We start from the raw sequence: 24815 nt of genomic DNA, 5'->3' as shown, positions 1-24815 counted from the left end.
GTGGCGAACCCCGTGATGCTGCTCCTGGCGATCATCCTGCTGGTCGTCCTGGTCATCGGCCACGGCATCCTCGTCACCCTCCCCAAGCTGGTGTGGACCCAATGGCACACCGTCTGGCGGACTTTCGGCCGGGCAGCACGCACCCCACCCGATCCGCACGGCGAGCCGGCCGTCCCCGCCTACCTCCGCGTCACCGCCCCGCGCGACCTGCGTGCGACGTGGTGGGACGGACTCGAACAGCACGAACGGCTGATGGGCGACGCCGAGCGGTTCATGGCCGACCGGGTGAGCGACGCGTTCCGCCGCCCGCAGCAGGCCGGGACCGGCGGACAGGGCTGCCTGATGCTCCTCCTGCGCCCGGCCTTCCTGCTCACGGCCGTCGCCGTCGTGCTGACCGCAACGGCGATCAGCATCCTTCCGCTGCTGTGTGCGCTGTCGGTGTGGGCGCTGTGCTGCGCACTGTGGAGCCTGTGGTGGGCGGTGGGGGCGGCCATCGCGCGAACGGGGCGCGCGCTGCGCCGTCGGACGGCGCCGTGCCCGTACACGGACTGCGGGCGCACCATCGACCGCCCGGTCAGGCTGTGCCCGACGTGCCGGGCACAGCACCGGCAACTGGTGCCCGGCCGGTACGGCGTCTTCCACCACCGCTGCCGCTGCGGCACCCGCCTGCCCGCCGTCCTCGGCGTGCGCCGCCTGGACGCATGCTGTCCGCACTGCGGGAAGGCGCTGCCTCCTGGATACGAACAGGCGCGTGTCGTGGTGCTCGTCGGGGGCTCGGGCACGCAACGCGCAGGAGTGCACCGGCAAGGGCTGGTCTCCCTGGGCGTCACGCCCGGGGCCGGGCCGCCGCTCGTGCGCACGGCCGGGACGCCCGTCCTGTGGTTCGACCCGTCCGGTGACGCGTACGGCAGCCAGGAGTCGGCGGCCGCGCTGGACGTACTGCGCCGGGCCCGAGGACTGCTGCTGGTGGTGGACGACCCTGCCGCGCACGGCGATGCCGTGCGCGCCGTCACCCGGGTCCTGCACGTTCTCACCACCCTGCCCCCACGCCTTCGTCCGCGCCGTCTCGGGCTGCTGTACAGCCGGGCCGTACAGGGCGACGACACCGCCGTGCGCGCGCAGCTGGACGCAGCCGGCGGCGGCCATCTGCTGCGCGCGCTGGACACCTTGGGCATCCCGGTGCGCTGCGTTGCGACCGAGGCTCTCGGGGGGACGGTGCGGTGGCTCGCCGGTACGGCCGGTACCGAGGGCTCCGGTGAGAGCATGGCGCCCCCGCCCGTGCGCCAACCGGAGAGCACCGCGTTCCGCCTTCCCCGGCACCGCGTCGCCCGCCACACCCTGCTGCTCGCCCATCTCGCCGGGTACCTGGTCGTACCGCTCGCCCTGACGCTCCTGGAGACGAGCGTGCTGCCGCCGGACGCCATCTTCGGTCTGCCCGGGCGGTACGACGAGTGGCGGCACCCGCTGACCGGTTCGGTCCGCCGGATCGACCTCACCGCGGCCGCCACCCCGGACTGGCCGAAGCTCAGCGCCAGTTACTCAGCGCCGGGACATCCGCCGTCCGCCGCTCTGCCGGGCCACACGGGCTACTGGTCGGTCAAGGGATCCCCGCAGAAGAGCAACTGGCTGCGGATGGACTTCGGAATGCCGCTGCCGCTGAGCGAGGTGTCGGTGAATTTCGATCCGGACAGCGTCACGTCGTCGTTCTTCTCGCCGGGCTCCGTGGAGGGCCAGGTCGGCGTCCGCACGGTCAGCTTTCCGCACGGACACTCCCACCAGAAGAAGCAGGGCGCCTATTTCACGAAGGAGTACGGCTACGACATTCCCGTCCCGGAAGCCGTCGACTCCGTCCGCCTCGACATGGGCTCCCCGTTCGACAAGGACAACAAGCAGGAACAGCAGCTCCGCCTGCGCGAGTTCACCATCCGCTGGTCCAGCTCCGACGCCCTGCGCCTGCACCCTGCGGACGGCGGACGGCTCACCGTGAAGAACACCACCGCACGCGACCTCGCCATGACCGTACGTCCGCCCCTGCTGCCCGCGGGCTGGCACGCCACCCTTGTCGGACACCCGCCCCGGATGCTGCGGGCGCACGACACGTACGAGGCGCGCTGGCGGATCACGGCTCCGCAGGGGACCACGGGCCGGGCCCCCATCGCCTACGCCGTCGACATCACCGAGGACGGCCACACCGTGACGGCACGCTGCCTGGCCCTCCTCGAGGCCTCCATAAAAGCCGAACCGCTCTGCTGAAGTCTCAGCGGCCACCGGACGACGACGTCCACCGGGATCCGGCGAAGTCGGCCAGAACCGCGGTCAGCCGGGGATCCACACGCGACGAAAGGCTCATCGGCAGGACGAAGAACCAGCCCTCTCCCATCCGGGAGCGGCGCGGCGGACGCGGGGCGCCGGCGAGCAGCCGGACCTGGAGCGCGTAGAAGCGCGCGTCCCGGCCCCGGACGATCGCCCGGCGCACGGCGATCTCCTCGACGTGGCGCCACTCGTAGGAGCGCCGCCTGCGCCCGATCACGGAGGTGACGCCGTCCCGGGTCAGCTCCAGCTCCAGCCGCCGCCGCGGCATGAGGAACCCGGCCACGGTGATCAGAGCACCGACCAGGGGCCAGAAGAGCAGAACCAGCCACGCAGCGGGGTCCTGCCACTGCCCGGACACGCTCAACCGGACGACGAAGACGCTCAAGAGCGGGCCGATCACGGCCCAGTGGGCCAGCGGAAGCCTCCGCGACCGGCCGCTGAGGCGGTAGTGGTCCGCCGTGCGTTCCACCGTGAAGTGACGGGAGTCCGAGAGCGCGGGGAGAGAGGACCGCTCGGGTCCGGCCGCGGCCGTTCCCTGTTCCTGGGCACGCTGCCCCGCCAGATGCTCCTGGAGCCTGCGGTTACGGAAGCGGTAGGTGCCGCCCGACACCTGCAGCAGGCCGGCCGTGCGCGTGTCCCTGAGGAACGCCATCAGCGACCAGGGCACCCGGCCCGCCGCCGCGAGGGAGCACCTGGCCAGCATCCAGCGGCTCCACGGACTGAGCAGCACCAGCGTGGCCGAGGCGCCCGCCCAGCCGCCGACCGCCTCCTCCCAGCCGCCGCTCCCGCCGTGCAGCCAGAAGAACGCACCCGCGCCGGCCCCGATCAGCGGGGCCACCAGCGTCAGCGTCGTGATGAGCGCACTCTGCTCGCCGCGCAGGAGTTCGTCGGGAGTGGCGGCGTCCACGGTGTCGGCGGGAGCCCCGTACACGATCAGCAGCAGGACGGGGAGCACACCACCGATCGAGAACCACACCAGGACGGGGTCCCCTGCCACGGGGTACAGCGCGAGGAGGAGGACGGCGAGGGCGGGACCGCCCACGAGCGCCGCAAGACGGACCAGCGGGCCCACGCGCGCGTGCCGGTCGAGAGAGCGCAGGGCCCGGACGAAGAGCAGCGGATTCGCGCTGCGCCGCGGCTCGGACAGTCGCTGACCGAACCAGGAGGCGGTCACGGACCGCGCCATGGCCGCGAAGACGACCCCGCCCGTCACCGCGTACGTGCCGCTGAGATCACCCAACGGCGAGGCGTCCGCATAGCCCGACATGCCCGCCTTGATGACGAAGGAGAGCAGGATGCCGGTCACCAGCAGCGCGGGCGTGGCCAGCAGCCGGGGCAGCGGTGCCATGTGCAGCCGCCACCAGGCCAGTTCGGACTCCTCGCGACGGCTCAGCAGCAGCGCCAGGTACGAGAGCCAGGCGCCGGCCCGCTCGGCGTCCCAGGTGCGGGGCGGGTGCAGCCGGCCGGGGTGCGCAGGCAGCGGCGGAAACGCGGCGGGCACGATCCGGTCGAGCAGGTGCGCCTCGACGGCGTCCCGGGTCGGGAATCGCCCCCGGTCCGCCAACTCCCCTGGAAGCGCCGCGTGGTGCTCGTACGACCGGCGTACCAGCCACACCATCAGCGGACTGCTCAGGGCCCAGGCGACCGGTGCGGAGGGTTCCTTCTGGAGGGTCTCCAACAGGCCTGCCCAGGCGGCGGCGCGGGCCGGAGGCCGGGCTCTGCGGAGGTAGTTCGCCACCTCGTCGGGTCGCAGCGGCAGCGACTCGATCACGGTGGCGTGCCGCAGACCCCTGCCCTCCTGGTCGAGGCGGGCGTACTCGGCCGTGCGGGAGACCAGTACGGCGTCCCCCTCGCCGCCGAGGCCCGCGTTGAGCGCGTCGAGGACCTCGGCGCGGCGATGCTCGGGCAGTTCGTCGAGGCCGTCGAGGACGGGCAGCACCCGCCGCTCGAGAACCAGCCGACGGGCCGGGTGGACGCCGTCCACGGGCGGCAGACCGGGGTGGTCCTGGCGCAGCCGGTCCACCAGCCACTCGGTGAGCGACTGCCGCCGGGTGTCCCAGGACTCCAGCGACAGCACGAGCGGGACCGGCACGCCGTCCTCGCCCTGTGTGAGCCGGCGGGCGAGGAGTTCGAGGGTGAGCAGGACGGAGAGCACGGTCTTGCCGGACCCGGCGGTGCCCAGCACGACGAGGCGCCGTCGGGGCCGGAGCCCGAGGAAGGTCCCGGCGATGGTGTCGGTCCCGGAGCCCGCGGGCACGTGCTCCCCGGCGGACTTCACCCGCCGGCTGGGCGTCCAGCGCACGGGCAGCGGCTCGGGATCGGTCATGTCCCAGGCGTCGGCCTCGGCCCGCCACCGGTACAGGAGACTGCGTGCCAGCCTCCGCTCGGCCGCGGCCAGCGGAGCGTCGTCATCGGGCGGCGGGGGCTCCACCCGCAGCGTCAGATTGAGATCGCCCTGGAGGATCCCGATCTGGATCAGGTACTCGGCCGTGCAGTCGACCGCGGTATTGGTGATGGGCGGCCCGCCGCCGGAGCCCGTCTGCCTCGCCATGTACGTCCGCCCCCCGTCATCGCTCGTCCCACGGTACTCAACGGTGCCCGGCTCAGGATGCGGATGGCCTCGGCGTCCCGTGGAGCCGTACCGTGCTGAGGATCTTCATGATCGTCGAGTCCGGCAGCTCGTCCTTCACACCTGTGGCGCCGTAGAGGCTCCATGCGACGAAGTCACCCGCGGAGTTCTTGAAGCCGAACGTGACGGCCTTGCCGTCGCTTTCGCATGTGCCTTTCCGGGGTGTGTTCCTGGACCGGGCCCAGGCGATGCTGCCCTTGATGCCGGACACGGTCGTGTACGGCTGCGCCGTCCTGTCGGAGACGATGCTCTTCTTGTCGGGCTGCGTGTAACCGCCGTACACCCACCGGGTCACCTGGCTCAGGGCGACATCGTCGGTACTCTCGGCGCCCTGGGCACCCTTGGTGCCCGCTGCCGCCAGATCGGTGCCGTGCGTACGACCGCTCTTGTCGTCGACGGACAGGCACCAGTTCTCCCGGAGGACCGCCGGTGCGCTCATGACGATGACGGTCTTGCCCCAGTTGTGGGGGTCGCTGTAGTCGACCTTGCTGTCCTCGAAGCCGATGATCAAGTCCGGCGGTTTGACGACCCAGTCCGGCGGCGCGTCGAAAGCCGTGCCCCACTTGGGGTTGACGACGACCTTCCAGCCCGGGACGGTCGGTCTTTCGGACTCGCCGGCGTGCGGGTGGCCGGACGCCGACGCTGACGCCGAGGCCGTCGCGCTCGGCGAGGCACTCGCCGGCGCATTCGTGTCCCCGCCACGGCCGTCCGCGCTGTCGTCCTTGCCGCCGCCCAGGATCAGGGCGCCGCTGACACCGGCCGCCACGACCACGGTCGTGGCGGCAGCGATCGCGACGGCCTTTGCCCGATTCCCGCCACCCCCGCCCCCGCCGCTCGACGGCTGAGGCCCCCATGACTGCTGGTAGGGGTCCTGGCTGTAAGGGTTCTGCTCGCCCTCGGGCGGCTGTCCTAACGGCATGGTCAACAACCATAGCCCCTGGCCTTCTTGAGGGCGCTGAGGATGCTGAGAGCGGCGGTGATTCTCGGATGCGGAGCGTTCCGGGGAACGCGCCGTGGCCGACGCCCGGTGCGGTGAGGGCCAGCCAGCCGTGTCCGCGTACCTCGGTGTCCGGGCCGACCTCGTCGGGGTCGACCGAGAGGTACCCGCGGAAGCCGTTGCCCGACCTGCCGTGGTCCGGATCGGCTGCCAGGGCCGCGTACTGGTCGGCGGAGCACTCGTCGAACACCCCGAGGAGCCGGCCCGCCTGCCAGTCCGTCACCTCTTTCCGGCCCCACGCCGCCAGTACGGCGTCGCAGGCCGGAGGCCCGACGTGCCTCAACACCCCTATGACCGGCTCCAGATCAGCGGTCCGCTGCACACCGGCCAGACCCCGCAGCAGCGCCGGCACCACGCTGTCGGCCTGCCCCGCCAGCCGCGCGGCCGCGGCCTCCTTGGGCCGGGGCGGCTCACGCCGTGGACGCGGGCGGGTGCGCCGGGGACGGTTGCGGTACCACTCGTGCGGATGCGGCAGGCGGGGCGTTTGCAGGCGCGTTTCGAGGATCCGTGGGTGGCCCACGCGAGGATCGGTGGTTGGCCCCGGGCAGGCAGCAGCTCATGCCAGGGTGACGTCCATGCCGCCTTCGGCCAGGGCTTCGAGGACTGCGGCGAACAGGTCGTGGGGCCGGCCGTCCGGCGTCAGGACGTGGGACAGGTGCTTGCGTGCGGTCGCGGCGTCTCGCCAGAGCAGGGTGGCGGGGGCGGTGTAGCCGAAGGTGCCGCGCAGGCAGTCGTCAAGGGCGGCAAGACAGCCGCCGAAGTAGCCGCCCGGCCCGTTGACCGCCTCGCCGAGCGCCAGGTAGAGGGCTGGTTCGTCGGTGATGTACCGGCCGTCGAGTTCATAGGTGTGACCGGCCGGCCGGTCATGGTGGGATCGTCGGCAGGCCCGCTCCCGGACGAGGTCGTGCCAGGCCCCGCGGTGGCGGGTATCGAGACCGGCCCACGTGTTGACGGCGTCCGGAGGCCCGGCGAGCCACCGCTCCCAGACGGGCCGGGCGTATTCGGGAACGGGTGTGAAGCGGCCCCCGTCGAGCTCCAGGTCGATCAGGTCCGCCCCGCAGGAGGACGGGCGCCAGTCGCGGACCGTGGCCCACAGCAGCCGATCAGCAAGCGGCTCACCCCGGCTGTCCCGTATCTCCAGAGCGGCCTCCTCCAGGTCCAGCGCCCGCCGGGTGCCCTTCATCAGTGCCGCCCTCAGCCGATCGCTCGGGGCGAGCCCCCGCAGCACGAGCGGGGGCGGCACCTGCCCGGGCGGCAGGACGCGGGTGAACTCCTGGCAGGAGCCCAGCCAGCGATGCCCGTCGTGCACACGAACGCGACCCCTGTACCCCTCGGGCGGACCCTCGTAGTCGTCCAGGCCGGTGAGCACGAGACTGTCCGCCCCGGGAGGCTGCCCCGCACTCTCCGCGTCCTCCAGCAGCCAGGGGTCGAGCGCCTCGTCGTCCGGCACGAGCCACACCCGGCTGCCGGCCCAAGCAGGTACGCCGGATTTCTCCGGAACCCAGCCGAACAGCTCGTACGTCCCGCGCTGGGGCTCTCCGAACAGTCCCTCCGCCTCGACGCAATCGCCCCAGACACGGCCGTGCTCGGTCTCAGTCAGCTTGTACCGCGCGCTCCTGCGCTCGTTCTCGTCCTCATGCACAGCGGAAATCATGCCCGCCCACGTTCCGACGACGAAGCCTTTGTTCCTCTGCCTCCTTCCTGCCCCGATTTGGCAACCATTGAGCCCCGGTCTCCGACAGGAGGGATTGTCATGTCCGCGGCGAACGCGTTTACTGCGGGCAACACCCGAGACTCAAGGAGGCGCATCAGTCTCATGATCAAGCGAATAGCCGCGCTGACGGCACTTGTTCCGGCCATGCTGAGCACTCCGGCCGGCGTCGCTTCGGCGCACCCCGCGCCGCAGGCCCCTGCTGTGGTCACCCTGACCTACGACGCCAGTAATGCCGGTCAGTGGGCGGGCCCGATCAAGCAGGCCGTGCAGAACTGGAACGACGCGGTGCACAACGTGCGCTTGGAGCCGACGAGCACCCCCGGCTCGGCCGACTACATCTACGAGGCGACCAACGGCTGGCCGCAGGCCACATTGGGGCCGGTCTTCCCCGGCGGCAGCGGCGATGTGCAGCTGGGGCAGCAAGCGGTGGACGAGGGCTACGACGCGACCCGGATCGCGGCGCACGAAACCGGGCACATCCTCGGGCTGCCCGACGACTACAGCGGCCCGTGCTCGGAGCTCATGTCCGGCCACGGCCCCGGCACGTCCTGCACGGACGCCAGACCGGACGCGGCCGAGGCGGCGCAGGTCGACAAGAACTACGCCGCCGGCACGCCGACGGTGCGCCCGCATCACCACCAGGTGGTGATCGACATCTGGTCCGGCCGCGTTCTCACCGGCTCGCGCTGACTGGTCGGCATCGCGACCCGAGGACGGAGTCGGTCAGGCGGCCGGCCGTTTCGGGGCCGAGGGGGTGTGCCCCAGGAGAAAGCGGTACCAGAACAGGCCGTAGATCTGGTCGGCGATCAGGTCGCGGTAGGCGGCCCGCAGAACCGCGCCCTTGGAGGGCCGCCACCGGTGGACCGTCTGCACCAGCACCAGCCCCACCTGGCAACGGGAGGTGTGGCTCGACCCGGATCGGTTCGAGAACCTCGACCACGTGGTGCACGTGCTGTTCGACGACTTCTGCGAGGCGGACAATCCGTCGCGCTGGCTGGGGCAGAGTCTCCGCACCGAAGAAGAGGTCGAGCTGATGGCACGTCTCGGCACCGCCTACGGCGCGGTACAGGACTCGGTCGGTGCGGATGCCCGCGACGAGGTCTACCTGGACTCGCCGGGCCGGCCTGCCGTCGTGGCCGCGGCAGCCCGGCTGGCACAGGTACTGGTGGCCAATGACCAGACGGCGCTGAGCAAGCCGCATGACGCCGGCCACCACTGGCCGCCCGGGACCGAACGGGCGGCACCCGGGCTCTGAAGGACCCGCACTCGTCCAGACTCCCGTGACGGCGGCCGCGGTCCCGCTTCGGGCCGCTTCCCGTCGTCGGCGGGATCGCTTCCGGCCTGACTCGGGGAATCACGTGCCGTGGACTCCGAGCCCGTTCCATGCTGCCGAAAACCCCTCCGGTTCTCGGACCCTGACCGGACCTCGGAAGGACGGAACGTGTCTCTGCGACCGCACTCCCGCGCCCTGGCGACCGTCGCCTTGGCCCTGACCGTGGCCATCACCAGCCTGCAGCCCACAGCTGCCGCTCCGCCCCGGCACACGGCTTCCCCGAACGACGCCCACGCCCACGGCCACGACCGCATCGGCACGAGCCACGGCTACGACGACGTGCTCGACCTGCGCGGCAGCCCGACGGCAGCGCTGCCCGGCGACGCCAAGGACATCAATCCGGTCAACGTCTTCTCCGATCAGGGGGCTTGGCACGCCTACGCCCTGCCGGCGTCGCACGCCCCGGGAGGCTACGGCGGGTTCACCGGCCCGCTCTACGTCGCGCAGGAGTATCCCTGGTGGCTGAGCTCCTCGTTCACCCGCATCAGGCTGAGCGAGCACGGCCGCACGCTCGACCTCGCCGGCGGCGGCGAGCCGCACTTCACCTCCCGTCCCGGCGCCCTGGTCCAGGCGTACGACCTCGGTGACGGCCTCCGGCTCACGCTCGATCTCCGGTACGCCACGCACCGCACCGCGCTGGTACGGGCCGTGGTGCGCAACACCGGCCGCATCCCGCGCACCTTCGGCGCCGACTGGAGCGGACGTCTGCTGCGGCCCGCCGAGGCGCCCATGCGGCAGGCGCCCTCGCTGGCCGTCGCGTCCCGGGGCGTCGCCGTCGACTTCGCCAGGGTGCGTGCGGCGGACGATTTCCTCACCGACGGCACCGAACGGTTCGAGGTGCGGCACGCGGATCCGGTGCGTACGACCGTGACGGGGGACTCCTACCGCACGGAACTGGCCGCGCCCTTCACGCTCGCGCCGGGCACGGAACGCTCCCTGGCCTGGACCGAGAGCTACACGTTCACCCAGGCCGAGCGCCGCACCGAGGCCGATGGGGCGCGGCGGGTGCTCACCGCCCCGGAGCGGACCGTGCAGGCGGTCGAGATCCGCTGGCGGCGGTACGCCAGCGGCGTGACCGCAGGGGTGCCCGCCGGCCGGCGGCGGCTCGCCGTCAAGGCACTGGAGACACTGGTGACCAACTGGCGCAGCGCCGCCGAGAGCCTCGCCCACGACGGGATCACGCCGTCCCTGTCGTACAAGTGGTTCGCCGGCGGTTTCTGGGCGTGGGACACCTGGAAACAGGCGGCCGGCACGGCGCGCTTCGATACGGAGCTCGCCGAGTCCCAGATCCGCTCGGTGCTCGACCATCAGATACGCCCCGGCTCCACGACCCGGCCACAGGACGCGGGGATGATCCCGGACGCCGTGTTCTACAACGACCCGCGGCGCGGCGGGACCAACTGGAACGAGCGGAACAGCAAGCCGCCGCTGGGCGCGTGGTCGGTGTGGCAGGTCTACCGGCGGAGCAGGAACAAGGAATTCCTGCGGGAGGCGTACCCGAAGCTGGCCGCGTACGAGGCGTGGTGGTACCGCAACCGGGACCACGACCACAACGGGCTCGCGGAGTACGGCGCGACCGTCGACCCCGCCAACGGCTCGGCCGAGCAGCAGCGGCAGGCCGCGGCCTGGGAGAGCGGCATGGACAACGCCCCCCGGTTCGACGCCGCGTCGGGCACCACGGTCGTGCCGAACCGGGACGGTTCCGGGAAGGTGACCGGCTACTCGCTGAACCAGGAGTCCGTGGACCTCAACGCCTACCTCGCCGCCGACCAGCAGTACCTGGGTCTCATCGCGGGGGAGTTGGGCGAACGGGCGGACGCCACTGCCTGGCGCGCCAAGGCCGCCGCCACCACGAAGCTCGTGCGCCGGCGGATGTACGATCCGGCGACCGGCTGGTTCTACGACACCGCGCTCGCCACCGGCACAACGGCATCGCCGTGGACGTCCCGTCGAAGAACTACGCCTGGGTCGACTTCGCGGCTGTCGGCAAGAAGGTCACCGGAACGTGGACGTTCGACACCGACAACCAGCCGTGGACCGTGGACGCGACCGTCACCGTCCCCGTCGTCAACTCGACGGCCGGATCCACCATGTACGTCGCCCGCACCAGCACCGACCCGTCCGGCAGCAGTGGAAGTACGACCAGCCCTGACGTGAAGCCGCAGACTTTCGCCACGACCACGACGAAGACCTTCAGCCTTCCTGCGGGAAGCCGGGTGACGTCGTCCGACGGGACCGTCACCGCGACGGACACCGACGGCACTGTTGCCACCATCCTCCCCACCACGCTGAAGGACACCAACGGCACGACCCACAAGGTCGGCCTGACCGTCTCCGGCAACACGGTGACCCAGACCGTCGAAGGCGTCACCGGCGACACGATCACCGGCACCATGAGCCCGCCGGTCTTCTCGGTGAGAGCAGCAGCCGCCGCACCGGCCGCCACGAAGAGGACCCTGATGAAGACGGCCGCCATGATGCGTCCCGCCGCGTCCGGCGACAAGAGGGGCCGTATGAACTGCATCGGGGACAAGATGGGTGAGGGAGCCACCTTCGGCCTCCTCGGTGCTGCCGTGGGACAGCCCGAAGCCGTCCTGGGCGGAGTCTTCGGCGGCCTCATCATCGGCCTCGCCGAATGCACCAGGTGACCTGACCCGCTGCTGAACGAAGCGTCCCCCTGCCCGTGATCGGGCCGGGGGACACCGTGTTTTCGGGGAAAGGCGACGGTTCAGGCCATCCGTCCGCAGAGGAGCTCGAGCGTGTCGATCACGCGGTTCGAGAAGCCCCACTCGTTGTCGTACCAGGCGACCACCTTGACGTGGCGGCCGTCGACGCGGGTGAGGGCCGAGTCGAAGATGGAAGAGGCGGGATTGCCCGTGATGTCGGACGACACGAGCGGGTCGTCCGAGTAATCGAGGATGCTGGCGAGCGGCCCCTCCGCCGCGGTGCGGTACGCCGCCAGCACATCCTCGCGCGTCACGTCGCGGGCGACGGTCGTGTTGAGTTCGACGATCGAACCCACCGGCACCGGCACGCGGATCGAGTCGCCCGACAGCCTGCCGTCGAGGTTCGGCAGCACCAGGCCGATCGCCTTGGCGGCACCGGTCGTCGTCGGCACGATGTTGACGCCGGCGGCCCGGGCACGGCGGGCGTCGCGGTGCGGACCGTCCTGCAGGTTCTGCTCCTGCGTGTAGGCGTGCACCGTCGTCATGAACCCGTGCTCGATACCGGCGAGTTCGTCGAGCACCTTGGCCAGCGGCGCGAGCGCGTTGGTGGTGCAGGAGGCGTTCGAGACGACCGTGTGTACGGCCGGGTCGTAGGCGTCGGTGTTGACCCCGAACGCGAGCGTGACGTCGGCGCCGTCCGACGGCGCGCTGACGAGTACCTTCTTCGCGCCCGCGTCGAGGTGGGCGCGGGCCGCCTTCGCCGAGGTGAAGCGGCCGGTGGCCTCCAGGACGATGTCGACGCCGAGTCCGGCCCACGGCAGCTGCGCCGGTTCACGCTCGGCCAGCACCGTGATCCGGCGGCCGTCGACGACGAGGGCGTCCCCGTCGACGGTCACCGGGCGCCCGAGCCGGCCGGCCGTGCTGTCGTAGGCGAGCAGCCGGGCGAGAGTGGCGGGCTCCGTCAGGTCGTTGACGGCGACGATCTCCAGGGCGCTGTCGCGCTCCAGCAGTGCGCGCAGCACATTGCGCCCGATGCGGCCGAATCCGTTGATGGCGATGCGAGTCATGAGTGATGTCCCTTCCCTTCGCCACAAGGTTCGTCCGTGGCTCGCGCCGCTGACAGTGGCGGCATCGCCATGGTTCGAAAGGATCCCGCCACGCGGTGCCGGGCGGGTCACTCGCCCAGGGTGAAGGTGCGCCGGTACTCGCTCGGGGTGGTGCCGAGGATGCGCTGGAAGTGCAGCCGCAGATTCGCGCCGGTGCCGAGACCGACATCGGCGGCGATCTGCTCGACGCTGCGCTGCGACCGCTCCAGCAGTTCGCGGGCCACGTCGATGCGGGCGCGCATCACCCACTGCATCGGCGTGTACCCGGTCTCCTCGACGAAGCGCCGGGAGAACGTGCGCGGCGAGACCCCCGCCTGCCGCGCCAGTATGTCGAGGGTGAGGGGCTCACAGAGCCGGTGCAGCGCCCACTCGCGGGTGTCGGCGAACCGCTCGCCGCGCGGCTCGGGGACGCTGCGCGGCACGTACTGGGCCTGGCCGCCGCTGCGGTAGGGAGCCGCGACCAGACGCCGGGCCGCGTGGTTGGACGCGGCCACTCCGAGGTCGCCGCGCAGGATGTGCAGGCACAGGTCGATGCCGGAGGCGGCGCCGGCCGAGGTGAGCACGCTGCCCTCGTCGACGAACAGCACGTTCTCGTCGACCTGGACGAGCGGATGCCTGGCCGCGAGCGCCCGCGTGTAGTGCCAGTGCGTCGTGGCGCGCCTGCCGTCGAGCAGGCCCGTGGCGGCGAGCGCGAAGGCGCCCGTCGAGATGGCGGCGAGCCGAGCGCCCCGGCCGTGGGCGGCGACCAGTGCGTCGACGACGGCCTGCGGCGGGTCGTCGCGGTCCGGGAACCGGTAGCCGGGGACGAAGACGATGTCGGCCCACGCGAGGGCGTCGAGGCCGTGGGCGACGCAGTACGCGAGGCCGTCGCCGCCGGTCACGAGACCGGGTGTCGCCCCGCACACCCGCACCTCGTACGGCATGCTCGCGCGGGTCGTGAAAACCTGCGCGGGAATTCCGACATCGAGCGGCTTCGCGCCTTCGAGGACGAGTACGGCGACGCGATGCAGGCGGGATTCTGACACAGGAAGAGGTTACGTGGGGCGTGACGAGAGGGCGCACCTCAGGCAGCAGTGCTGCTCACCGGGGCGGGGGACCGGCCACGGGCGGTTCGGGCAGCCAGTCGTGCGCCGGGTCGTACTCCAGCCATCGACTCTGCCGTGCCTGCGCGGCGCAGGCCGCGGTGAGCCTGTCCAGTCCCGCATGCCCGTTGCCGATGCGCCACAGCAGCGACCAGGCGTACAGCGGTGTGGGGTTGACCAGCGGGACGGCGCGCAGTCCGGGGATGTGCGGCAGCGGCATGTCGGCGGGCAGCAGCGAGAAAAGACGCGGGTCGCCGACCACGTCTTCGAGGAAGTGGATGAGCCCCAGGTTGACGCCCGTGGCAGTGTTCCGGATGCCGAATCGGTCAGCGAACTGGCGGAGGAAGTCGAGCCGGTCCAGCGCACTGGGTGCCCAGAGTACACTGTCGCTCAACTGGTCGGGCCTCAGGGCCGGTTCGGCTGCGAGCGGATGGTCTGCGCTCAGTACGGCGTCCACCGGTTCGAGGCGGACGAGGCGGTGCGCCAGCCCGGTGTGCAGCGGGGGGTGGACCCGGCCGAAGGCCGCGTCGATGTCGCCGTGCAGCAGCGCGGCCGCCACCGATGACAGATCGCGCCCGTGACCCATCACGAACTCCCCGTCCCGCCCGGCGACCTGGGCCAGTGTCCGCATCGGTGCGTAGAGGTGGCCCCAGACGTCGACGCGCAGCGGACGGTCCTTCCTTCCCACCGCCGCCGCGACCGCGGCATCGGCTGCGGCCAGGGTCTGCCGGGCCGGCGTGAGGAAGCGTTCTCCGGCCTCGGTGAGGCCTACCCCGCTGCCGCCGCGCTGGAACAGCTCGGTGCCGAGCAGGGATTCCAGCCGCGCGATCCTTTTGGACAGCGCCTGCTGGGAGATGGCGAGCGTCCCCGCCGCCCGTCCGAAGTGCAGTTCCTCGGCGGCGCGTACGAAGGCACGTACCTGCGCCATGTCGAGATCCATGGCTCCCACCATAGGTGACAACGGAAAGTTGTCAGCCTTGCGTGTGCGTTGTTGGCTCACGGGGCCGCCGTGGAGGTTGTATTCCCCGCATGCAAAGACTGATTCCCACGGGGGACATGGCGCGTCCCGTCGCCTTCGCCGAGGTTGCCCAGCCCGTCCTGGAGCCCGGTGAGGCGCTGATCAAGGTCGAGGCGTTCGCTCCGAACCGGGGCGAGACGTTCCTCCTCGAACACCCCCGGCCGGGGCTGCTGCCCGGCAAGGACATCGCCGGCCTCGTCGTGCAGGCGGCAGCCGACGGTTCCGGCCCCGGCGTCGGCACCCGCGTGGTCGGGCATCCGCCGCAGGGCGGCTGGGCCGAGTACGCGGCCGTGCCCACCCACTCTCTCGCGGTGCTCCCGGCCGGCATCGACAGCGTACGGGCGGCAGCCCTGCCGCTGGCCGGGATCACCGCCTTGCGGCTGCTGCGTACGGCCGGTTCCCTGGCCGGCAAGCGGGTGCTGCTGACCGGCGCCTCGGGCGGCGTCGGCCACTACGTCACCGAGCTGGCCGTCGCGGCCGGAGCCGAGCTGACCGCGGTGACGGCCACACCGGTGCGCGGCGAGCGGCTCGCGGAACTGGGCGCCGAGGTGGCGCACGAGGTGACGGCGGTTCAAGGGCCGTTCGACGTCGTCCTGGAGTCCACGGGCGGGCCGAACCTCCCGCTCGCCCTCTCGAAGATGCGCCCCGGCGGCATGCTCGTCTGGTTCGGCCAGGCGAGCCGCACCCCGGTGACCCTCGACTTCTTCCACCTGCTGAGCGGGCCGGAGCGCGTGACGATCCAGCACTTCCACTACGCAGGCGCCCCCTACGGCTCCGATCTCGCGACACTGGTACGCCTCGTGGAACAGGAGCGGCTGCACCCGGAGATCGGCCGGATCGCCCACTGGACGGAGACCGCCGACACCCTGGTCGACCTGCGGGACCGCCGGATCCGGGGCAAGGCCGTCCTGACGACGGGAGGAACGCGATGAGCGCGATGAACGGGATGAGCGCCGTGAACGCCCCCGAGTCCGCCGCTGCCCAGTGGACACGCGCCACCGGCACGGGAGTCGACCCGCACGGATACCGCCGCGTCATCGCCGGCCTCGCCTCCGTCGCCGACTGAGCGATAACAACACGTCACAGAATGAGGTCGGTTGGCGCTGATGGCCGTGTCCAAGCGGCTCCGGCGCAGTTCGCTACTGATCCTCGGATGCCCGGCATCGGCGGGTCAGCGCCCTGTCCACGACGGTGCCGATGGCTTCGACCCTGGTGGAGCGGCGGTGGGTGCCGGAGCGATCAGCCGAAGTGGCGGACGAAGACGTGCGACTTGCCGTTGGTGTCGCCGGGCACGATGCCGCCGGCCGTGGACTGGAAGACCACGTCCCGCCCACCGGCGCTGACCGCGTGGGACACGGCCGAGGCGGGCTGGTCCGAGACGATCTTGTCGGTGTCCGTCTGCAGGTCGCGCAGAGTGAGCGACGGTCCGGTCGTGTCGGCCGGGGCGTACAGCAGATAGCGGCCGGTGGGATCGATGGCCACGCCCCGCACGTTCGGCACCAGTTGGTCGGTGCCCGAGGGCATGTCGTGGACGTAGGTGTCGGAGCCCGAGAGGTAGACGACCTTGGTGCCGTCGTCGCTGAGCTGGACGAGTGTCGCCCCCTTGGAGGAGTCCTCGATCGGGCCGGAGCTGGTGCCGCTCGTCCGGTCCCACACGAAGACGTCTCCCGCCTCGCCGTCCTCGTAGGCGACGTATCGGCCGTCACCGCTGATGGACGGCCGGGCCGGGAGGGTGTGCTCGAACTCGGCGACGGTCACCTTGGCGCCGGCGTGCCAGTCGATCACCTCGACGCTCTGCCGGGACGCCGGTCGATTGAAGGTGGCGACGTGGGCGATGTAGCGGCCGTCCGCACTCAGCGACGGCTGGCTGCAGCTGAGGCCCGAGCACCCGATGCCGATCGTTCTTCCCGTGCCCGCCTGGGACAGGAAGATCTTCGTGTCTTTGAACAACTTCCCCCATTGGGCCACGTATTGTCCGTCACCGCTGATCACCGGGGGCTGGATCGGGGTGGAGTTGGACGACATCTGCTTGATCTGCCTCGTCTGCTGGTCGCGGACGAACACCTTCTCGCTGCCCGTCGTTGCGTCGGGCGTGAGGTTCTTCGCCGACGACGAGAAGACGACGTGACGGCCGTCGGGCGTGATCGAGGCGCCGGCGGAGTCGCCGTCGGCCTGGGTGCCATCGGCGGCGACACTGACCCTCTCGACACTGGATCCGAGGCCGCCCGCAGTCGTGGGCTCGGCCGAGGCGGCTGCGGGCAGCAACGCCGTGACCGCGCAGGCCGCGACCGCCGCGCCCAGGGCGGCCCGCATACGTCTGGTGGTGCTCCGGTTCGCGTTTCCTCTCATTGTCCCCCCAGGAAGGATGTGGTCTCTTCTCCAGTTCTCCACTGGAGGACCACAAGCATGCAGCCGCAACGGCGGTGGGGGAGGCGGGGTTTCGGCCATGTAGGAGCGGTCCGCTTCTCACCGGCGCGGCCCGTCACCCACTTCTCGCCGTTGAAGCGCTCCAGCTCCCTGGAGAGGACGTAGAAGGACTCCGACATCGCCTTGTGGAAGTGGGCCTTGGCGCCGGCGGCCCGGGCTGCCAGGTCCACCTTGTACAGGCCGTACTCACCACCGTCCGACTCGCGCGTGGCGAGGTGGCGGTAGGTGTCGCCGCCGGGCGAGGTGAGGTCCGGCGGGGTGTCGGCGGTACGGAAGGACGCGTTCACCCCGCCCCTGTCTCCGTGGCATCCGGCCACGGAGCTTCCGTAAAAACCCGTTTGGCGGACCATGGCGACCACTGCTACCTTTCCGGAGGCCGTGCGAGAGAACAAGGAGGTGGTACCCGTGAACACAGTATCGACATGGGTGCTCTCCTCCGGGGTCACGGTCGGGCGATAGGTCGTCCGGGAGCGCCGTTCAAGAGCCCTCCCGAAAGGCACGATCATGCAATTCACTTCTGAGCAGCGCCTCGACGACGGTGTCCTCGAGCGCGAGTTCACCCTCGGCGAGATCCCCGGCACCCTGTGGACGCCTGGATCCGCATCCGCGTCCGCACCGGCCCCTCTGATCCTGATGGCTCACAACAACGGCCTGCCCAAGGGGGAACCCCGGCTGGTGGCCCGGGCCCGGCTGTCCGCGGCGTACGGCTACGCAGTGGCCTCCATCGACGCCGCCGGGTGCGGTGACCGGCACCGTTCCGCCGCCGACGAGCAGGCCCGCGCCGACCTCCGCCGGGCGATGCAGGCCGGCGAGCCGGTCGACGAGATCTTCGAGTCCTTGGTCGGCCCGCTGGTGGGAAAGGCGGTCCCGGATTGGCGGACCACCCTGGACGCCCTCCTGGCGCTGCCCGAAATCGGCGGCCCGGTCGGGTACTCGGGGTGGACCGCCCTCGGCATCCGCCTGGCGGTGACCGAACCGCGCATCGCGGCCGCCGGTTTCTTCGCCGGGGGTTACGTGCCCCGCGCCCAGCGCGAGGAGGCCCGGCAGGTCACCATTCCCTTGCTGTTCCTGCTGCAGTGGGACGACGAGGGGAACCCCCGGCAGCGGGCCCTGGACCTGTTCGACGCCTTCGGTACCAAGGAGAAGACACTGCACGCCAATCTGGGCGGGCACCTCGGCACCCCGTGGTTCGAGAGGGAGGACGGGGACCGGTTCTTCGGCCGGCATCTGAAGTGAGGCCGGGCCGTCAGGCAGGCAGCAGACGGTAGTTGGTGCCGGCCAGGCTGCCGCTCATCGAGGACAGGCCACGGCCCTCCTCGATGAGCGGCGGCCGGCAGAGGCCCGGGAGCAGCCCGTGGGCAGGACCGGTCAGAAGCCCTCATAACGGAGGCGGCCTGATCGAGCCGTCGCTGAAACGTCGCGATGGTGGGGCAGTTGGCCGGCCACGCTCAGAAGGCGAGCAGGCGGACGAGCAGAATGGTCACCGTGCCCAGCGTGAAGATCGCCCCCAGCACCGTGAACAGCTGGTCGACCCACTTCACGTCCCATCCCTCGATCGCAAACCGGTGCGGGGCTTGCGGATCGTACTGGACCACGACGTGCGTCCCCACGCCGAAGCCGTTTCCGACGGTTCCGCGGCCGAACCTGGAGGAGTGCTCGCACGTACGCCCGTCCTGGGCCGTCCAGGCCGCGACCGGGTGGTAGTACGTGGCACCGTCGTCCTGTCGGCCGACGTCGTGGCGGACGATCCGGGCCTCGGCAGTGATACCTGTGCGGCGCAGCGCGCCGGCATGGCGGAGGCCGTACACGCCGAAGCAGAGGAAGCCCACGCCGATCGTCAGGGGGATGAGGGAGAAGAGCCATTCGCGTTTCACGTGTTATGTGATGCGTGTGCCGGGCTGTCGGTTGCGGGCGAGCGCTCGGCCGCGCTCCGTCACGAGGTGGCCTGCGTGCTCCCGGACTCGACTGCATCCGACGCGTAGAGCGGCAGTGGTTCGGCGGTTCGGCAGGCTCACGCGCCAGTGGCGTCCAGGGCCGGGGCGATGACGGCGAAGGCCTGGTCGATGAGTTGGGCGGGGTCTTCGGCGCCGTCGCTGCCGCTCCATCGGTGCAGCACGGCGTCGAAGGCGGTGAGAGCCATCCCCGCGGCCAGTCGCGGGTACAGATCGGTCCCGGAGTCGAGCCCGTGGCGGCGTGCCAGTTCTGCCGCCAGGTCGTCGCGCCATTGCGCCTGGCGTTCCAGAAAACGGGCGTGCAGGGCGGGGGTGCGCAGGATCAACTGGACCACGCGCAGCGCCCGGTCGGAATGGTCGGAATGGTCGGCACAGGACGCCATGGCGACCCAGACGGCGTGCCGCAGTGCCGCGGAGGGGCGCTCGTCGGTGGGGCGTGCGGCGAGTTGCTCGTGCATGCCGGTGCCCATGTCGGCGAGGAACTGGACGACGACGTCTTCCTTGGATGCGAAGTACCGGAAGAAGGTCCGCTTGGACACGCCGGCGGCGGCCGCGATCTCGTCGATGGTGACTGCGTCGAAGCCGTTGAGCGCGAGGAGCTGCAGCGCTGCTTCGGTCAGCTCGTCGGACACGAGCTGACGTTTGCGCTGGGCCATGCTGACGCCTGGTCGGGAACTCACCGGGCCATCGTAGCGCCATGCCACGGGTGTCATGGAAAGCCATTCTTGACACTCGGTGACACGCGGGGCAGTGTGTGCCTATGACACGGCTACAGCACTGGACCACCGATCAGATGCCGGACCAGACCGCCCGGGTGTGCGTCGTCACCGGGGCCAACAGCGGCCTCGGCCTGGCCACCACCCGGGCACTCGCCCGCCGGGGCGCGCACGTCGTCCTCGCCGTACGTGACGAGGCGAAGGGCCGCCACGCGGCCGCGGACATCACCGCCGAACAGCCCGACGCCGGCCTTGAGGTGCGCCGACTCGACCTGTCCGACCTCGACTCCGTGCGGGCCTTCGCTGGCCGCATGCACGCCGACCACCCGAAACTCGACGTCCTCGTCAACAACGCCGGCGTGATGGCGCCTCCCCGGACCCTGAGCGCCCAGGGCCACGAGCTGCAGTTCGCCTGCAACCACCTCGGCCACTTCGCCCTCACCGGACTGCTCCTCGACCTGCTGACCGCCGGGGACGACCCCCGCGTGGTCACGGTGAGCTCGGTCAACCACCGCAAGGGGCGCCTGTACTTCGAGGACCTGGCCGGTGAGCACCGTTACTCGCCCATGGGCTTCTACAACCAGTCGAAGTTCGCCAATGCCGTCTTCGGTCACGAACTCCACCGGCGGCTCACCGGCGTCGGCAGCCTCGTGCGCAGCGTGCTCGCGCACCCCGGCTACACGGCCACCAACCTGCAGATGCGTGCCGTCGGGTTGTGGCGGGTGGTGTTCGGCCGCATCGGCAACCCGCTGTTCGCCCAGTCTCCTGCCCACGGCGCGCTGCCGCAGTTGTACGCCGCGACCGATCCGGGCGTGGCGGGCGGGCAGTTCATCGGCCCCGACGGTCCGGCCGAACTGCGCGGCGCACCGACGCGGGTGCAGTTGTCCCCTGCGGCAGCCGATCCGGAGACCGGTCGCCGGCTGTGGGAGCTGTCGGAACGGCTGACGGGCGTGCAGTTCGCATCGGCCGCGTCCGTGTGAGCGTCCACGGGAACCGCGTTCGGGGCGGACGGGAGGTGTCACTGGCGTGCTTATTGCGTTCTTCAACGGGCCGGTGTGGGCGATGAGCCGAGGGATCTGGGGCGCCGGGCTGTTCCCGCGGTGGCCGTGGGCCCCGCGCCCCGGGTGTCGGTGGCAGCGCGTACGGTCCGCGCATGACAGGTCAGTGGTGGGTGGGCGTACGTCAGCGGGTTGACGCGATCGGCGCGGGGCCTGCGGGCAGCAAGGTTTTCGGGGCATGGGGGCACGAGTGGGTCGTGGAGGACCCGCTCACCCAGGGCGAGCTTGCCGAACTCGAGGCCCAGATGGGCGTGCGGCTGCCGGAGGAGTACCGGGCCTGCAGCCGATCCGCCTGTGGGGCGAGGGCCGGGGCATGCGGACTGGTGTCGCTGAAGACCGTCTTGCCCTCGAACGTGGCTCCGTTGTCGACCGAGAACATCAGGTCCAGCTGCGGATTCCCCGACCCCCTCCAGGCCAGCCGCAACGCGCTCAGTGCACTCGAGGAACTCATCATCGGGCGTTATTGGTGGCGCCACGCTCGGTGATGCCGGCCCTTCCTCGGTGATGCCGGCCCTTCAGCAGGTCGTCGGTCTTCCCGTACGGTGCGGTGGCGGGGGAGCCCAAGTCTGCTGCCGTAACCGCACTTTGCGCTTCTCCGTTCCCCGCAGGCGGCTGATCCCTTGAGATCGATCATTCAGACGGGATGGCGGCTATTGCTCCTCGGCGGAGGGCCGTCGCACCTCGAAGTGGAAGCATCCGTATTCCAGTGCTCTGACGTGCACGAGCACCACATCCGGGTCGCTGAACGCATCGTCGAATGCCGCATCGAAGCCGGCCGTGGCATCGGTCGGAACCTCCAGCAGTCGTCCACCGGCGATATGGCCCCGGGCGTCATAGCGGCGCACGGTACGCAGGGCGCCCGGCCGGTCGAGAGGATAGCTCTCTCCGGGGGTGAACCCGCCACAGTCATCGGCGTGGATGAAGACGGGGCCCTGTTCGTCGTACGCGCCCGGACGTGCACCCATCGTGGCGGCCCAGCGTCGCAACGGGGCGTACGAGACAGGGGCAATCCGCTCGCCGAGCCTGATGGGGCGCAGACAGCAGCGCAGCGGGGAGCCCGCGTCGTCGCTGGTCGCGATGTACGGGACACAGGGACGGCGTGCGTCGTCGGCAACCCGCAGTTCCTTGAGGGTGGTTGTGTTGATGGGGAGCGCGGTGTATCTGGTCATGCGTCGATGCTGGCTCGACGCATGTGTGTTTGCTGGCGGGAAACGGACGTTGCGTTGCTGCGTGCCCACGGAGAAATTCGGCTGGAACGCCACACCTGCTGAACACAGGCCTCTACGATCACCGGCCCTCCCGCACTGCCGCACGGCCGCACACCACGTTCCCGTGCCCCGATCTTCCCTGCGCAGCCGTCCTGTTCCAGCCGTCGGCCAGTTGTCAGCGGAACGGGCGGTACCGGCACCGCCCCACCAACCTCTTGAGGCGGCGCAATTGCGTGGTCCGTGCCGGAGGCCGGGATCGGTTACTAGGGCGGCATTCGACCTCCAGCCTTGCGACCTGCGCCGTCAAGCAGCAGTGGCCCGGCCTCCAACCCGACATGGCGCATGTGAACGGCCGCAGCCCGAACCAGGCTGAACCACTTGCCGAACCAGTCATCACCCACCCGCCACCACCGGGCGGAACGTGATGCAGCGGCAGGAGTCCGAGTCCGCCACGGCCTCGCCGTGCGTCCACGTAGCGGATGCGCGGTGACGTGCCGGCGCCCGTGCCCTGCAACTGCTGTGATGCCTGATCATCGCCCCAGGCCGGGCTGTGAAACATGTCGACCCATGAATCTCCGCGGCCATCGCCGTGACACAGAATTCACGGCAGGTACGTGCAATGGATATCGTCGCAGAACCATGGAAGGCGCGACAGAATCGTTTCACTGCCATCGAGTACCAGCCATCAGGGGAATACCTGAATACACGCCCGCCGCCGCCCGTTCAAGCCAATCTCTCAACAGCCGGTTGCCCGGCACCCGCGCTGGACCGATAGCATCCGATTGTCGACTCATTTCGGCCGGAAGGAAGGCGCTTCACTCGCACTACCGCCTCAGGAACGGCAAAAGAGGGCAGTGCATCGAAGGAATCGAAGGAGTGGTTTTTGAATGCAGGACACCGGCAGTCCCGAAGAATACCCTCTCCTCAAAGACGGTAGCGGAAGGGGCACCGTCACGCCGCACTCCATCACGGTCGGACCGGATGGCTACCTCTGGGTGACGACCCACGACAGCGCGCTGGTCCAGGTGCATCCGACAAGCATTGCCAATCAACTCAAGGTGACCAACGATGTCCGCCCCCTCTCTGCCGGAATCATTCCGGACCCGTATCCGAACCGGCCGGACGGGAAGAAGGTCGTATGGTTCGCCTCTCCCGCGTATGAGCAGGACTACGACCCGGTCATCGAATACGACATCGTGAACCACAAGCGACTCAATGAGTTCAAGCTGGCCGATGACGCCAGGGCTCAGACCATCGCGTCGCTCCTGATCAACAAGGGAACCGACCAGACTCCGGTATGGGCCTATTGGGTCATGTTCGCCGAGCCCGTGCACACGCAGGTGGGCTACTGCGATCCGGAGGACGAGTCCAGCACCCCACGCATGTATCCATTTCCGGACCCGAAGCAGAACCCCGTCTACGACACCTGGCTCTGGTCCGTGGCCGTCACCACTCCCAAGGGCACGGAATCACTCAAGGAGTGCGTCTATTGGGCGACAGGCCAAGTCAGTACCACGGGAAACTTCGAGCGGAAAACGAACAGCCTGTACAGGTACGCCCCGACCAAGGACGATCAGCCGAAGCCCATTGCCCTCCCCGGGGGGAGCAGCCAGAAACCGGTTCACATCGTCGCCGGCCCCAACGGGGACGCGGTGTGGGTGGGCACGGAAAACCCGAACCAGATCTGCCGGTACGACACGGAGCTCCGCAACTGGACGCAGCGAGACATCTCCGGAGGCGGCGCGCCTCGCCAAATGATGCTGGGCACGGACGGAAATCTCTGGGTGGCGTGCAGCAACGGTATCTCGCATTTCCGGACGGATGTGGGAATCACTGAGCTGCCGGGCCCGTCCCTGCCGAGCGGCGGCGACGCCATGGGGCTGTGCCTGGACAAAAGTGGAAGTGAATGGCTCTGGTACACCAACCCAACCAACATGGCGATCGGTAAGTATCCGATCCCTGACGACCCTAAAAGCATCAGCGGCAAGACTCAGTTCGTGGCCCAACTGGTGGGGGAAACAGCACCGGGACAGCTCACCGGAATGTCGGGCGTGGTGCAGTACATCAGCAACGGCATCCCCATCCCCGGCGTGCCGCTCACCTGCCGCGTGGTCTCCGAAGGCGGCACGACGTTCAGTGACGGAACGACAGAAACTCTCCTGACCACGGACGCCCGGGGCAGGGCCGCGCTCCCCGCCCTGCGGGCAGGCCAGGAAGAGGACCAGGTGGTACTGAAGGTCGGCCACGGGGACTCGGAGCCTCCCACCACGATCTCCCTCTGCGTGCGGTCCGAGCCGGGCAAGAGCACCGAAGCGGACGAATCATGAACTCTCCGGAGAAGGCGAGCCCCGTGATGCCCTCCCCAGCCGGGAACGAACCCACCGTTCCTCGCTATCCACTGGCCGGCTCGGCCAAGCCCGCGTCCCTCATCTACAACCCGCACGACCGGCAGATCTGGTTCGTCACCAGGGACGCCCGGTTCGGCAGGTTCGCCACCGAGGAACCCCACGAGAACAAGGTCTTCGCCTCGCCGGACCCGGGCAGGAGCGCACAAGCCCTCGTCGCCTGGAACCAGGCCGTGTGGATGTACGCGCTG

The 24815-nt window shown here is 70.3% G+C and carries 23 protein-coding genes; 11 read left to right on the top strand and 12 right to left on the bottom strand.

Annotated features, from left to right (window positions below; genetic code table 11):
* On the top strand, positions 1-2253 hold the full coding sequence (locus ACMATS_RS00635) for a hypothetical protein (protein WP_414166439.1): 2253 nt from the start codon (positions 1-3) through the stop codon (positions 2251-2253).
* Positions 2254-2257: 4 nt separating this feature from the next.
* Here the strand turns inward: ACMATS_RS00635 and ACMATS_RS00630 are convergent, their stop codons facing one another.
* The 3 genes from ACMATS_RS00630 to ACMATS_RS00620 form a co-directional block, all read right to left on the bottom strand.
* Positions 2258-4864, bottom strand: coding sequence for an NACHT domain-containing protein (locus ACMATS_RS00630; protein ID WP_414166438.1), 2607 nt, complete (start codon positions 4862-4864; stop codon positions 2258-2260).
* A gap of 52 nt (positions 4865-4916) precedes the next feature.
* Positions 4917-5861 carry a hypothetical protein gene (locus ACMATS_RS00625; RefSeq protein WP_414166437.1) on the bottom strand — a complete coding sequence of 315 codons (945 nt, stop codon included), beginning with the start codon at positions 5859-5861 and terminating at the stop codon, positions 4917-4919.
* 634 nt (positions 5862-6495) lie between these two features.
* Positions 6496-7593 (bottom strand): barstar family protein, encoded by a 1098-nt coding sequence (locus ACMATS_RS00620; RefSeq protein WP_414166436.1) that lies wholly within the window; start codon positions 7591-7593, stop codon positions 6496-6498.
* Positions 7594-7755: 162 nt separating this feature from the next.
* Between ACMATS_RS00620 and ACMATS_RS00615 the strand changes: the two genes are divergently transcribed.
* Positions 7756-8343, top strand: coding sequence for a snapalysin family zinc-dependent metalloprotease (locus tag ACMATS_RS00615; protein WP_414166435.1), 588 nt, complete (start codon positions 7756-7758; stop codon positions 8341-8343).
* Positions 8344-8376: 33 nt separating this feature from the next.
* Here the strand turns inward: ACMATS_RS00615 and ACMATS_RS00610 are convergent, their stop codons facing one another.
* Positions 8377-8532: a hypothetical protein gene (locus ACMATS_RS00610; RefSeq protein WP_391155065.1), complete on the bottom strand. Its 156-nt coding sequence runs from the start codon at positions 8530-8532 to the stop codon at positions 8377-8379.
* On the opposite strand from ACMATS_RS00610, the gene ACMATS_RS00605 reads away from it, so the two are divergent.
* The 3 genes from ACMATS_RS00605 to ACMATS_RS00595 all read left to right on the top strand — a co-directional run bounded on the left by ACMATS_RS00605 (position 8495) and on the right by ACMATS_RS00595 (position 11634).
* A complete protein-coding gene (locus ACMATS_RS00605; protein ID WP_414166434.1) occupies positions 8495-8908 on the top strand; it encodes an SCO4402 family protein in 414 nt (137 codons plus the stop codon). The genes ACMATS_RS00610 and ACMATS_RS00605 overlap by 38 nt on opposite strands.
* Before the next feature lie 186 nt (positions 8909-9094).
* Complete coding sequence (locus ACMATS_RS00600; protein ID WP_414166433.1) at positions 9095-11143, top strand: MGH1-like glycoside hydrolase domain-containing protein; 2049 nt, start codon at positions 9095-9097, stop codon at positions 11141-11143.
* Entirely contained in the window at positions 11140-11634 is a 495-nt protein-coding gene (locus tag ACMATS_RS00595; protein WP_414166432.1) for a hypothetical protein, read from the top strand. Before ACMATS_RS00600 ends, ACMATS_RS00595 begins: the two co-directional genes overlap by 4 nt.
* Positions 11635-11714: 80 nt before the next feature.
* Here ACMATS_RS00595 and gap read toward each other — a convergent pair whose 3' ends face one another.
* The 3 genes from gap to ACMATS_RS00580 form a co-directional block, all read right to left on the bottom strand.
* Positions 11715-12719, bottom strand: a complete 1005-nt coding sequence (gene gap / locus ACMATS_RS00590) for a type I glyceraldehyde-3-phosphate dehydrogenase (RefSeq protein ID WP_414166431.1) — start codon at positions 12717-12719, stop codon at positions 11715-11717.
* Between the two features lie 107 nt (positions 12720-12826).
* Positions 12827-13783: a GlxA family transcriptional regulator gene (locus tag ACMATS_RS00585; RefSeq protein ID WP_414166430.1), complete on the bottom strand. Its 957-nt coding sequence runs from the start codon at positions 13781-13783 to the stop codon at positions 12827-12829.
* Between the two features lie 55 nt (positions 13784-13838).
* Positions 13839-14780, bottom strand: a complete 942-nt coding sequence (locus ACMATS_RS00580) for a LysR family transcriptional regulator (protein ID WP_414166429.1) — start codon at positions 14778-14780, stop codon at positions 13839-13841.
* An 89-nt stretch (positions 14781-14869) separates the two neighbouring features.
* On the opposite strand from ACMATS_RS00580, the gene ACMATS_RS00575 reads away from it, so the two are divergent.
* Positions 14870-15790 carry a zinc-binding dehydrogenase gene (locus ACMATS_RS00575; RefSeq protein ID WP_414166428.1) on the top strand — a complete coding sequence of 307 codons (921 nt, stop codon included), beginning with the start codon at positions 14870-14872 and terminating at the stop codon, positions 15788-15790.
* On the top strand, positions 15787-15924 hold the full coding sequence (locus ACMATS_RS00570) for a hypothetical protein (RefSeq protein WP_414166427.1): 138 nt from the start codon (positions 15787-15789) through the stop codon (positions 15922-15924). The genes ACMATS_RS00575 and ACMATS_RS00570 overlap by 4 nt, the downstream gene beginning before the upstream one ends.
* A gap of 173 nt (positions 15925-16097) precedes the next feature.
* Here ACMATS_RS00570 and ACMATS_RS00565 read toward each other — a convergent pair whose 3' ends face one another.
* Positions 16098-17171, bottom strand: coding sequence for a hypothetical protein (locus ACMATS_RS00565; protein WP_414166426.1), 1074 nt, complete (start codon positions 17169-17171; stop codon positions 16098-16100).
* A 32-nt stretch (positions 17172-17203) separates the two neighbouring features.
* Positions 17204-17572: a hypothetical protein gene (locus ACMATS_RS00560; RefSeq protein WP_414166425.1), complete on the bottom strand. Its 369-nt coding sequence runs from the start codon at positions 17570-17572 to the stop codon at positions 17204-17206.
* Positions 17573-17789: 217 nt separating this feature from the next.
* Here ACMATS_RS00560 and ACMATS_RS00555 point away from each other — a divergent pair, with 217 nt between their 5' ends.
* Positions 17790-18521: a dienelactone hydrolase family protein gene (locus ACMATS_RS00555; protein ID WP_414166424.1), complete on the top strand. Its 732-nt coding sequence runs from the start codon at positions 17790-17792 to the stop codon at positions 18519-18521.
* Positions 18522-18733: 212 nt separating this feature from the next.
* On the opposite strand, the gene ACMATS_RS00550 is transcribed toward ACMATS_RS00555, so the two are convergent.
* Together ACMATS_RS00550 and ACMATS_RS00545 are read right to left on the bottom strand one after the other, a co-directional pair.
* Entirely contained in the window at positions 18734-19159 is a 426-nt protein-coding gene (locus ACMATS_RS00550; protein WP_414166423.1) for a DUF3592 domain-containing protein, read from the bottom strand.
* Between the two features lie 137 nt (positions 19160-19296).
* Positions 19297-19893, bottom strand: coding sequence for a TetR family transcriptional regulator (locus ACMATS_RS00545; RefSeq protein WP_414170624.1), 597 nt, complete (start codon positions 19891-19893; stop codon positions 19297-19299).
* A 104-nt stretch (positions 19894-19997) separates the two neighbouring features.
* Between ACMATS_RS00545 and ACMATS_RS00540 the strand changes: the two genes are divergently transcribed.
* Positions 19998-20933: an oxidoreductase gene (locus ACMATS_RS00540; protein WP_414166422.1), complete on the top strand. Its 936-nt coding sequence runs from the start codon at positions 19998-20000 to the stop codon at positions 20931-20933.
* A 173-nt stretch (positions 20934-21106) separates the two neighbouring features.
* On the top strand, positions 21107-21496 hold the full coding sequence (locus ACMATS_RS00535) for an SMI1/KNR4 family protein (RefSeq protein ID WP_414166421.1): 390 nt from the start codon (positions 21107-21109) through the stop codon (positions 21494-21496).
* A gap of 165 nt (positions 21497-21661) precedes the next feature.
* On the opposite strand, the gene ACMATS_RS00530 is transcribed toward ACMATS_RS00535, so the two are convergent.
* A complete protein-coding gene (locus ACMATS_RS00530) occupies positions 21662-22180 on the bottom strand; it encodes a DUF1203 domain-containing protein (protein WP_414166420.1) in 519 nt (172 codons plus the stop codon).
* A 926-nt stretch (positions 22181-23106) separates the two neighbouring features.
* Between ACMATS_RS00530 and ACMATS_RS00525 the strand changes: the two genes are divergently transcribed.
* Entirely contained in the window at positions 23107-24546 is a 1440-nt protein-coding gene (locus ACMATS_RS00525; protein ID WP_414166419.1) for a hypothetical protein, read from the top strand.
* Positions 24547-24815: the final 269 nt, after the last annotated feature.

The sequence above is a fragment of the Streptoverticillium reticulum genome (genome assembly GCF_047456005.1).
Taxonomy (GTDB): domain Bacteria; phylum Actinomycetota; class Actinomycetes; order Streptomycetales; family Streptomycetaceae; genus Streptomyces; species Streptomyces reticulum.
This window is presented reverse-complemented; position numbering and strand designations above follow the sequence as displayed.